The organism is Cryobacterium sp. Hb1 (assembly GCF_004403585.1).
Taxonomy (GTDB): Bacteria; Actinomycetota; Actinomycetes; order Actinomycetales; family Microbacteriaceae; genus Cryobacterium; species Cryobacterium lyxosi.
The window spans coordinates 74194-84229 of sequence record NZ_SOHI01000039.1 but is presented as its reverse complement, the minus strand read 5'-3'; the positions used below and the strand labels follow the sequence as shown (position 1 = coordinate 84229).

9 protein-coding genes are annotated in these 10036 nt (G+C 62.6%); 3 read left to right on the top strand and 6 right to left on the bottom strand.

The features are described 5' to 3' along the window. Positions 1-755 precede the first annotated feature (755 nt). The 3 genes from E3T38_RS16485 (at position 756) to E3T38_RS16475 (ending at position 3048) form a co-directional block, all read left to right on the top strand. Entirely contained in the window at positions 756-1412 is a 657-nt protein-coding gene (locus tag E3T38_RS16485) for a hypothetical protein (RefSeq protein WP_134549179.1), read from the top strand. A 489-nt stretch (positions 1413-1901) separates the two neighbouring features. Then, positions 1902-2204 carry a PadR family transcriptional regulator gene (locus E3T38_RS16480; RefSeq protein WP_206751303.1) on the top strand — a complete coding sequence of 101 codons (303 nt, stop codon included), beginning with the start codon at positions 1902-1904 and terminating at the stop codon, positions 2202-2204. 13 nt (positions 2205-2217) lie between these two features. After that, complete coding sequence (locus tag E3T38_RS16475; protein ID WP_134549177.1) at positions 2218-3048, top strand: hypothetical protein; 831 nt, start codon at positions 2218-2220, stop codon at positions 3046-3048. A gap of 323 nt (positions 3049-3371) precedes the next feature. On the opposite strand, the gene E3T38_RS16470 is transcribed toward E3T38_RS16475, so the two are convergent. From E3T38_RS16470 to E3T38_RS16445, 6 genes are all read right to left on the bottom strand, one after another. Then, a complete protein-coding gene (locus E3T38_RS16470; RefSeq protein WP_134549176.1) occupies positions 3372-3938 on the bottom strand; it encodes a hypothetical protein in 567 nt (188 codons plus the stop codon). Positions 3939-3945: 7 nt separating this feature from the next. After that, positions 3946-4380, bottom strand: a complete 435-nt coding sequence (locus E3T38_RS16465; RefSeq protein ID WP_134549175.1) for a single-stranded DNA-binding protein — start codon at positions 4378-4380, stop codon at positions 3946-3948. A 200-nt stretch (positions 4381-4580) separates the two neighbouring features. After that, positions 4581-6386: a TraM recognition domain-containing protein gene (locus E3T38_RS16460; protein WP_134549174.1), complete on the bottom strand. Its 1806-nt coding sequence runs from the start codon at positions 6384-6386 to the stop codon at positions 4581-4583. A 382-nt stretch (positions 6387-6768) separates the two neighbouring features. After that, the gene (locus E3T38_RS16455) at positions 6769-7662 is read right to left on the bottom strand and encodes a hypothetical protein (protein ID WP_198417378.1); all 894 of its coding nucleotides are present in this window, start codon (positions 7660-7662) and stop codon (positions 6769-6771) included. Between the two features lie 64 nt (positions 7663-7726). Further along, positions 7727-9190, bottom strand: coding sequence for an ATP-binding protein (locus tag E3T38_RS16450; protein ID WP_134549186.1), 1464 nt, complete (start codon positions 9188-9190; stop codon positions 7727-7729). 23 nt (positions 9191-9213) lie between these two features. After that, on the bottom strand, positions 9214-9615 hold the full coding sequence (locus tag E3T38_RS16445; RefSeq protein WP_134549173.1) for a hypothetical protein: 402 nt from the start codon (positions 9613-9615) through the stop codon (positions 9214-9216). Between the last annotated feature and the right edge of the window lie 421 nt (positions 9616-10036).

Genomic DNA, 10036 nt, shown 5'->3' with positions numbered 1-10036 from the left:
AGCTCCCAGAACCGCGCCTGCTTCTCCACCAACTCATACTTCGACCACACGTACAACACCTCACAAAATCGAGTGTTGCGACGACCAGTTGAATCCGCCAACCTTATACGGGACGGCCTTATCGTGCTTTAAAAAAGCAGATCACAGCAGTGCACGTCGCAGTCGTGCCATTCGAATACCTTGTGAAGTTCCAGATTCCGAAACAGCAGGATTGGGAGCGGGGCCCTCGGATTGACTTGGTTCGAATGGTTAAGCTTGGGCAAACAGGGATGGGGATGAACGGGGATGCATGTAATTGGCTTGGGCGTTTCGTGCTCATTAGACCGTACGTCTGAGGACTCGCTCTCTTTTTCGCTTCAAGAATTTGTGTGCATTGACGATTCCTCGCACGTTGCCTTTCGGAGTGATCGCGGGTTTGGAATAAGTTTCCGCCCTGAGAGCCGTCAGTGGCAGTTGGCGGAATCCGAGCTGCGGCATCACGTCTCGATGGCCTTGCTGCCCGATGAGGGAATCGTAGAGGATGACGGAGAGCGGCTTCCTTGGCATGAATATTGTGAACTTCTGGAACGAATCGGGATAAGCGCATCGATCGAGATCTTGAAGAGTAGCCCTTATATTTTGCTTTTCTCTCCCGAAGTGCGGCGACTACTTGATTATGAGTAGTCGCGGGGACTGCTTGGGGCGACCCGCACGGGAGAGTTCTATCCCGACAGATCGTCATCGGGCTGACCTCGATTTCTCGATAGGGTGCGGACATGGCATTGCATCCGATTGGCCTCGTCCCGCACGTCATCGCTGAGCTGCCATCTCTCCAGGGTCGATCGATGACCGTGGGTGACTACCTGCCTCGTGGGCATGTTTCATACGCGCGTGTGATGAATCCCATGCACGACGACGACGGTCAACCCCTCGCCTGGCGGACCTTTGCTGCGGAGCAGTCCGGGGTGGACGCAACTACGAAGTGGACCGACCTCAACGTCGGCGCGCGGGAAGTAAATCGCACAATTGGGACCATCGAACCCGGCGTGGCCGCAACGCTCGCGCGGCTTCTCCGAGCACACACGTCCGCACCCACCGAGTGTTTCTTCCTCATCTGGGAAGGGTACGCCGGGATGCGCGATGACCTACGAGACACGGCAAGCATTAAGATCCTGCCCGGTCGTAAAGTACTCATTCTCGCCGGCGACGTCGCCGATGGCGCGGAGCCCTTCGATGGGATGGCCGGCGGCAGAAGTGCTCAGTGGTGGATGCCAGCGGATGGTGTGTGGGCAGTCGGTAACGACCTCTACGGCGCGAGCGTCTATGTCTCAGGAACCGAAGAGCTGATCACCGCCATTCTCGCCGCCGACGACATCGAGGCATACCGTGCGACAGCATCGATGCAGATCGTCTCCGAAGAGTGGGCCTCTTAGCTCCCCTTCGATCGCTGACTCTGGATCCGTTCCCGATAAGGGAACGGCCAGCGGACACCAATTGCGTGAAACCAATCACGTCCCTGACTGAAGTGAGATGCCGCGTAAGTGGAACGGTCGGCGGGAACGTACTGTCGGCGTGCCTGTCGAGCCCTCGCGCAATTGTCCAACAGGCCGTTGGACGAATGTCCCACAAGCTGTGGGACATTCCGCAGGCTGAAGTTTTGTGACCGTCAGAAGCCGGACGACAAGCGCGACAGATCTGGGACCAAATCAACCGGTGGCCGAAGGCGCCGACGTTGCGTCACCGGGGAACGCTCTGCGGGATATCGAGCCTAGGTGGCCGTGATTGGTTGCTGAACGACAGCTGGACCCTAGATCGCACAGTGTATGAGCGCAAATGAATTTGTTTGTTTGTATCTTGTCTCGCAAGGTATAGTCAGCCGCATGGCTGAGAATCCGACTAGTACACAACTCCGGCGAGGAGTCGTGGGGCCCTGCATCCTGGCATTACTGTCTACGGGGCCACGTTTCGGGCTTCAACTCGTTCGGGAGCTGGATGACGTAGGTCAGCTGCTCTCCAGCCAAGGAACGGTTTACCCGCTTCTGAACCGACTGCACGATGCCGGTTTCGTCACGAGCTATTGGGAAGTCAACGACACCGATCGGCCACGCCGGTACTACCAACTCACGGAGGTTGGACGTCAGGAATTGGAATCCTTTCAGGAGGACTGGGAGCGATTCTCCGGTTCCGTCACGTCGCTCCTGGCCACCATTCCCCAGAAACACTAGGACAGGACCCGCGATGACGTCTGACACCGACCACCGACTTGTTACCCAGTACTTACGCCAGTTTGACGCGGGTGCAGGGTCGCTCTCAAACGCTCGACGAGCGGTACTTCGCGAAGAAATCGCCAATCACCTGCGCGAACTCGTTCAGCCAGACCTGTCGGATGCGGACGCATCCGCGGCCCTGTCCAGCTTCGGGTCACCGGCCGAAATTCTCGGGCAAGAACTCGACGTTCTGCCGTCCCTCGGGGCTTCGCAGCATCGTCAAAGGAGGGTCCGCCGGACCGTCGCGATTGTGGTCTCAGCCGTTGCCGCGGCAATCCTTCTGATCGTGCTACTTCCGATCCTCTTCGTTGTCGCTCCCGTCCCAGTTGCGGGCCCGGACGGCGAGGTCACATCTGTCGTCAACGCCAATCCTCAGGGTCCCGCTCGGGTGACTGTGGGGACGGGCTACTTCGAGTATCAAGCGGCCATCGAAGCGATGGAGGATCCGCTCCCGGCGGGTGCCGCTTATCCAGCCGGCGTTCCAGAAGGTTTGGATTCGGGCACGAGCCCAACTGGCGTGATGCAATCGGGCGCGGGGTACGTCGTCGCTCAATACACATGGCTGTGCGCGTGGGAATCCGAATATCTGACAGCGATGGCCCAGGAGGATGCCGAACGTCAAGTTGCAGCGGAGGCCATGCTCACGACGTGGTCCACCAGTGAGTTTTATATGACAACCGATCCGAACCGCGGCTGGGTGGCGAGCGTTTTGGATCCGGTTCGGTTCGGTGACTCTTCAGGCGTCGTCCGGGATCAGCCCCAGTCCTGCTCGCAAGCGGGAATCATTAACGTCCGAGGCTAGACCGAGCATCACGCGTGCAAGGCGTTACCCCTGCCACCCTGACTGACTCCGATTGGGGCGGGAATCTGGCAGCAACCGCGCGTCATGTCGAATTGGTCAAGGTTGTTTCCGGCCGACGCCCTATGGCTCCACATCTACTCTGAGAGCGGTCCCGCAAGGGGGACACTGAGCGGGCACGACGGCACGGATACTGGGATCTGCGGGTTACGAGCCCGAGGGTGTCGCGTTTACCCTGCCCTTTGAACAGTCGCGCTCAGGTGCGTCAACTGCGACAGCGAAGCAAGTCCTTTTGCGCCCTTCGCAAAAGCCAAGGCTTGGCGATATCAACTAGATTCAGCGCGAGAGTAGAACGATGCCTCCGCCTCACGGCGACGCACGACATCGTCGACGACGAACTGCACGAAGTCTTCATCACGATCGCCAATGACGACATCCTCGATGGCGTCGGCGGGCGGTTCGCCTGGCCAAGCTGTCTGCCGAGTAGGCCGATCCCGCTCCAGCCGCGTCCCCGAGATCGCGACCCAGTCGCGGAGCCGCTGGCGGGCATCCGCGAAGTCACGGTGCCAGCCGAGCGGGGCGGAGCCGTGCTGGTCGGGGTCGTAGGCGCCGAGCCAATGCAGGTGCAGCGCGGAGAGTTCCCAGACGAGTTCGGGGTGTCGATGCCAGAACGGCGGTACGACGGATGCTGGCAGCCCGTAGGTGCGTCGCAGCCAGTTCACCCAGCGGTTGAGTTCGATCCATTCGGCCTCGGCGTCGTCGGCGCTGAGGAGGTTCCAGTTGATCGGATGCGGCGGCTCCGCCATGAGCGGCCCGTCGACGTCGTCGAACGAGCTCTTTCGAAAGGCGTCGCCATGATCGCCGGATGCCCACTCCGCTAAGGACTCGGCCATCGCTGGTTCATCGCCCTGAGCCGGTGTGTGCCGCTTCCGCTTCGTGCTCTACTTCGGTATCCCGCGCGGTGTCCGAAGCGTCGCGGTGGGTACGATCGACGTGATAATTGGTGCGCGCGAGATCGTGGCCGATCTTCTTGGCAACAAACTCTTCGCGTTCGATGGCTTCGCCGTCGCGCTCGATCTGGAAGGTGCGCACATATCCTTCGGCGACGAAGCTGTCGCCTTTGGCGAAGCGGGTAAGAGCTCGTTCGGCGGTGGCGCGATAGGCGACAAGGTCGTGAAAGGTTGGCTCGAGCGCCGTGAAACTGCCGCTGAATTCGTGACGGAAGTGGGGCTGGCCGACGCGCACGTAGAAGCGAGTGTCGCCGTTCTCGGTGAGCGATTGTTGCGGGACGGAGGCAATGAAGCCGGATAGTGATTGCTGGGTGTGAAGTGCCATTGGACTTTGCCTCCTGTGATTGGTACGGACCATCGTGGTCCGCGCTCAGTAGGAGGTGCGCAGAACACGCCATACCGCAGGCTTGCCGGATAGGTGAATATTTTCGACCGTCTCGGGCCTCGGGAGGACGCATCAGGGCATCGCCGCTGACAGTATCTGCATTCGGGGGCGCAGGAGCCGAGCGACCTCGACTTAGGTCGTCAGTCCGGATCCTCAACTGGCTCCGGCTCTGGCACGCCCCGCTCCGGCGCTCGCATCATCCGCTCGATTTCCTCGCGGTTCGCGCGGAGCTCCTTGGCATCTGAGCGCGCGGTCCACATCTGCAAGCTTGCAATGATCGGCGGCGCGGCTCGGAGCATGATCAGGCCTGTGCCGAAGGGCAGGGTGCGGATCGTATCGGGCGGCATGATCGGGACCCGGCGGATGGAGCGCTGCGATGAGCGCGTACCGCGATCGCCGATTGTTGTCGAGTCGGTCGTCTCGTCGCGGTCGCCGATCAGGGTCGAGAGGTCGTGGAGGTCCCGTGAGTTGGATCCACCGCCGAGCACGATCTTGACGATTGAGGAGTCCCAGATGGTGCTGGCAGCGTTGTCGCTCCACTTCGTGCGTGCCTGAGCGAGAGACTGCAGCACGGGCATGGTGGTGATTCCGGTGCCCCCGCCCTCCGCCATGAGCGTGGGGAGTGAGGGAAGTGGTGCCAGGTTGCCAATCTCGTCGAGCGCGAGCAGAAGGGGCGGGTCGAGCCGCGCACCCGCGCTTCGGGCGGCAATGCGGCGGGCGGTCTCCACGAGGTCTTCGACAAACGCCGACACGAGAGCGGCCGAGTTGTTCGAGCCCGCCCCGGTGGCCAGTAGGTAGAGGGTGCCGTTGCTGCGCAAAAACCCCTCGGGGTCGAATCCCTCGCCCTCCGGCGGTGAGACCGCGTCCAGAACTCGTGGGTCAGCCAAGGCGCCCAACGACAGGGAGACGCCCTGCCAGATGGAGTCGCGCGTTCGCGGGTCGGCCTCGAGGGTGGCCCGGAGGGAGTCGCCCCAGCCTGTGGCCGCGCCCGGCGTGCTCAACAGGATGGAGACTGCATCGTGGGCGGCGGCCGGGTCGAGGGTCCACCGAAACAGCTCGGCGGGCGAGCAGTGGTCGAGCGCCGCCGCGTGCAACATCGACTGCAAAGCCGTGCGGGTCTTGGCCTCCCAGAACCCGCCGCCGTCGACGCCGCCCGCGGCCAGTCCGGTCCCTGCAGCGAGCCCGGCCGCGCGGATCATCGCCGTGAGCGGATCCTCGCAGCCCCGAATCGGCGACCACCGCAGACCTACCGGCACTCCCGCGGCCAACTGCTGCGGATCAAATACCGCAACTGGTCCCATCCGTTGCCGCGCACGTAGCGTGGTCGTGAGATTGTCTGGGCGGGTGGAGGTAGTCACCACCGGACCAGGCGCATCGAGTATGGCGTTGATCACAATGTGCGCGCCCTTGCCGGAGCGTGGCGGTCCGATCACCAGGATCGAGTCCTCGACGCTTGCCCACACCGCGGTACCGCGCGATCGCCCGATCCGATACCCGACATCGTTCGGGCCGGCCTTCGCGAGTGACGGTCGAAGGTGCGTCGCGCGCTTCATGATGGCCGAATGCGACGCGGCGCGAGCGACCTCGGCCCGGGTCGCGATACCCGCGATGCGGTAGGGGTCGGCCTTTGTTGTAACGCCCCTGAACATGTGCCACAGCGCAAACGCCAAGGCGGATGCCAGCCCCACCAGCAAAATCGTCGTCACCCAGTATGCGACCGGGTTCAGATTCGGTGCCCGCAGCGCTGCGGCCGGGTTGCCTGGGTCGAGAAGTACGGCAAGCCCGGACTCCGGCCCGCCGTTGGGCTGCGCGATTCCGGTTACCCAGGCGGCGACGGCACCCGAGCAGCGGAGCAGCAGGGCCAACACTGCCGCACCGATCAGGAGTCCGATACCGAGGTTGGTCAGCTCGTCGCCGAGGTAGGTCTGCGGTCGCTCGGTAGGCATCTGCTTAAAATTTCAAGTCCGAGACGGTGCTACCGAAGCGTACTTCGGCGGAGCGCTCCAAGGTTTGGCCGCGGGAGAAGCCGGCTGGAAGGTTTAGTTTCCCATTGCGGTGTTGCAGGGCTCGGACTATCCCGCGGCGGGTAGCTGTCACTTCTCGATCATCAACCATGGTGGAGCCTCCTCGTCAAATACAAGGTGCGCTCGACCAACCGTGTTCGGCTCATACGGAGCAGCGATTTCGTTCCGCTGCGTCCGGCGTTGCCTCAACGAGTAATCGGTGAAGATTTTGATGCGCAGGCTTCCCTCCGCGGAGTACAAGGAGCCGCTGGAAGTAGGACCGGCGAGGGACCTACATTCCTCGGCGGTCAGCTCCCGTCCTCCGCTAAGGCCGTTCTACGAGTTCGGGAAACTCAGCGATGACGGACTGATCGGGCTGTTCAAGGTCATCTTCTGGATCGGCGGCGACGAATACCGTATTTTCCTCTTCAGCACGATGGCCTGGCTTTGTAAGCTCCAAGCTTGCGAGATGCCTCTGCAATCTTTTAGCCATGGGGAGGAACGTGGCAAGCGTGAGTCCTCCTGAGAGCACCGCACCAAGAACCGGAATGATCTTGGCGACGCCGCCAGCGAAGAGCTGTTTCGTCATACTTACACCGAGGTAAGTCGCGACCTTCTTGACGACTGGGTAGATGGCGCCCTTGGTGAGAGCCTGCTGCGGTAGCTTCTTGAGCACCTGCGCCGCGATCATGTTGGACACTCTCGCCACGCCAGATTGAGCCAGTTGAAGGCCGAACATCACTCCCACGAAGAGAGTGAGAATGCCCTCAGTAGCGTCGTCGAGTTCGTCGCCGTCGTCTGCGAAGAGGTTCGGCCAGCTGTAAATGTAGGCGAGTTTCTGCGCAATGCGGAGCACGTGGCCGAAGTACTGAATAAGGTCCGCTGGCACGGTACCGATCATTGCTAACCCGCCGGGAATACCGGCTGCGGCCGAGAGCGCGGTGACTTTGGCCGTTTCGTACTTGATTGAGTCGTTCGCCACTGCCGTTATGACCCCGATGGGAATGCCTGCGGCGGCTGGGCTCGTCGCGACGGCTCTATCAATCTGTTCTGAGGTACAGTGCCGCTTCAGCGCGCTTCGGAGATACGCTGCCCTGTTGATCCGCACACCCGGCAGCTTTGCCGCAGCATCCAGCACCTGGGTGAATTTCGATCCAGGGTTTTCGATCTCTATGTTCTTGGCCATAGGTTCAATGTACCGTCGGCATCCGACAGCCATGGCGATCAACGTTAATCGACAGGGTTTGGACCACCGCAGCCCCGAATACCTGCCTAGGAGAGGGCTAGGCGCCGGATGTCATCCGGGCAGTCGTATCAAACGCCGCGAGCTCATCAGGATGCAGTTGATGCTGCACCACAAAGCTGCGATCCTTAACGCGCCACAGCCCCTGACCGGTGCCGAGGGCCGGGAGCAGCTTCTGCTCGGTTCGGCTCAGGCCAAGCGCACTTGCGGTGGATCCGAGTTGGTCCGGTTCCTGCCGGTAGACGATGCGCGTCTCGGCGTTCGCCAGCAGCGACGACGCGAGCGCGCGCATGGCGGAACCGGAGTCGCCGACGTTGTCGAGGTCGCTGAGCTTGTGGAAGATGAGCATGTTGGCGATGCCGAAGTGTCGGGCCAGGCGCCACTGAGCATCCATTCTCCGCAGCAGCGCCGGATACGCCATGAGCCGCCAGGCCTCGTCGTAGATGACCCAGCGTTGGCCGCCGGCCGGGTCGGCGAGGGCGGATTCCATCCACGCCGACGAGCACGTCATCAACACGGAGATGAGCGTCGAGTTCTCGGCCACCCGCGACAGGTCGAGCGACACCATCGGCAGCGACGGGTCGAAGCGCACGGTCGAGGGTCCGTCGAAGAGCCCGGCGAGGTCGCCGGCGACCAACCGGCGCAGCGCATGGCCGACCAAACGACCGTCCGCGGCAAGGCGACCCTCGTCGTCCTCGGGATTGGGGGAAAGGATGCGATCTACCACCATGGGCAGGATCGGCACTTCGGAGCTGCGCACGGCATCGGCCAGAGCGAGGTCGATGGCCGTGTGCTCGAGCGGACTGAGCGGGCGATCGAGCACGGTTTCGGCGAGGGCACCGATCAGGTCGCGACGCCGCGCGGTCAACTGCGCCGACCATTCGGCGTCCGAAACGGATGCGGCTCGATGGCCTTCATCGAGTGGATTCAGCCGGTTGCGCAGTCCGTGCCCGAGGATGATCGCCTTGCCGCCGACGGCCTCGGCTACGGCGGTGTGCTCGCCCTTCGGATCGCCCGGCACGTAGACGCGGCGGCCGAAGGGGAGCGAGCGGGTGTAAAGGGACTTCGCCAGCGAGGATTTGCCGGAGCCGACGATGCCGGCCAGCACGATGTTCGGTGCGGTGATCAGGCCACGTTGGTAGAGCACCCATGGGTCGTAGACAAAGGATCCACCGGAGTAGAGATCCTGCCCGACGAAGACGCCGGCGGAGCCCAGTCCGGCCTCGGCTAGAAACGGGTAGTGCCCGGACAGCGTCGCTGTGGTGTCCTGGTGCTTAGGGAGTTTTAGTCGTCCGGGCGTTCGCAGCTGGGCGGAACCCGGCTCGCCGGCTTTGGGCAGGTAGACGCCCGATCTAGCTTCGTCCCGCTCGGCGTGCCAGCGCGTGCGGGCGGCGAGAGTCGTGGCCTTCTGCGCATCCGCTTCGATCCTGGCTGCCTCGCGTCGGCGGGCTCGGCGGTCGCGGCGCAGCTCACCGCGCGGCTCGACAAGCGCGGCCGTGTGCATCCGCTCGGCTCCGGCGGTGTCTTTCACAGCGTGACCGTGCGCTCGGCCTGGCGTGTTGACCGCGGCGCAGCCCAGATGTCGTCTCGACGGGGTATCGGCCGTGTCGGTACCACTTCAGATTCAAGCGGATGCCACCGCAACAGCGAAACGTACCGGTATGTCCTGCTGTAGGTCAGTGCGTAGGGAGAGCCGTCGTGCTCGATGATGTGGTCGGTCCGGCCGGCCGGGATGCGGTCGTAGACGTACCCGTTCTCGAGGGCGGCATCGGTCGTGGCCTCGCCGAGATCCCGTGGCTGCAGGTAGTCGAACGCAGCGGATGCTCCGCTTCGGTCGATCAGGCCGAGCACAGCGTCGGCCTCAGTTCCTTGCAGGAAGACGACACTGATCCATCGCGGTGTGCGTTCCTTCAATTCGTACCCAGCCATGCGTTGCTCCAATCACGTTTTTCCTTCGTATGGGAGGTGCGCGGAGGACTACGCGGCCTGAGACTGCGGTGACACAATTGGGTAAAGAGGCGTCGTGCCCGTCTGGGGATTCGGATCTCGACCTTTACAGAAGGAAACCCATGGCGACAATTGAGCTGCTCCACATTGCAGACTGCCCAAACTCGGGAGAGACACTTCTTCGCCTGCAGCGAGCGGTCGAGATTACGATGCCCTCGAACACACCGATCAAATCCACCCTGATTGATTCCGCCGAGACAGCCGCAGGTTTGCTCTTCGCTGGATCGCCGACGATCCTCGTCGAAGGTGTTGATCTCTTCCCGACGGATGGACGCACCAGCGACCTCGCCTGCCGGATCTATCTCACCCCGAACGGCCTGGCCGGATCTCCGACCCAGGAACA

Coding starts and splice junctions, on each gene's coding strand:
- E3T38_RS16485 (WP_134549179.1), top strand. CDS start 756: ATGGCATTGCATCCGATTGGCCTCGTCCCGCACGTCATCGCTGAGCTG.
- E3T38_RS16475 (WP_134549177.1), top strand. CDS start 2,218: ATGACGTCTGACACCGACCACCGACTTGTTACCCAGTACTTACGCCAG.
- E3T38_RS16470 (WP_134549176.1), bottom strand. CDS start 3,938: ATGGCCGAGTCCTTAGCGGAGTGGGCATCCGGCGATCATGGCGACGCC.
- E3T38_RS16465 (WP_134549175.1), bottom strand. CDS start 4,380: ATGGCACTTCACACCCAGCAATCACTATCCGGCTTCATTGCCTCCGTC.
- E3T38_RS16460 (WP_134549174.1), bottom strand. CDS start 6,386: ATGCCTACCGAGCGACCGCAGACCTACCTCGGCGACGAGCTGACCAAC.
- E3T38_RS16455 (WP_198417378.1), bottom strand. CDS start 7,662: ATGGCTGTCGGATGCCGACGGTACATTGAACCTATGGCCAAGAACATA.
- E3T38_RS16450 (WP_134549186.1), bottom strand. CDS start 9,190: ATGCACACGGCCGCGCTTGTCGAGCCGCGCGGTGAGCTGCGCCGCGAC.
- E3T38_RS16445 (WP_134549173.1), bottom strand. CDS start 9,615: ATGGCTGGGTACGAATTGAAGGAACGCACACCGCGATGGATCAGTGTC.